Here is a 276-nt window from a genome sequence, read left to right on the forward strand (position 1 = left end):
ACTACCATCGGCGCTACGGCGTTTCACTTCTGAGTTCGGCATGGGGTCAGGTGGGACCACCGCGCTACTGCCGCCAGACAAATTCTTTTTCAAATGCCGAACTTTAACCGTATTAAGTGGTGCTGATACCCAGAGTCGAACTGGGGACCTCACCCTTACCAAGGGTGCGCTCTACCAACTGAGCCATATCAGCACACTAAATTTGATGCCTGGCAGTTCCCTACTCTCGCATGGGGAGACCCCACACTACCATCGGCGCTACGGCGTTTCACTTCT

The 276-nt window shown here is 54.0% G+C and carries 1 tRNA gene and 1 rRNA gene; both read right to left on the reverse strand.

The annotated features are described in order from the left end of the window. Positions 1-78: ribosomal RNA gene (rrf, locus tag NA330_RS23250) — 5S ribosomal RNA — on the reverse strand; the annotation flags it as partial. A gap of 39 nt (positions 79-117) precedes the next feature. Then, positions 118-193: transfer RNA gene (locus NA330_RS23255), tRNA-Thr, on the reverse strand. Between the last annotated feature and the right edge of the window lie 83 nt (positions 194-276).

Origin of the sequence: Salmonella sp. NW722 (assembly GCF_051702785.1) — a bacterium.
In the GTDB taxonomy this organism is placed as follows: Bacteria; Pseudomonadota; Gammaproteobacteria; order Enterobacterales; family Enterobacteriaceae; genus Salmonella; species Salmonella enterica.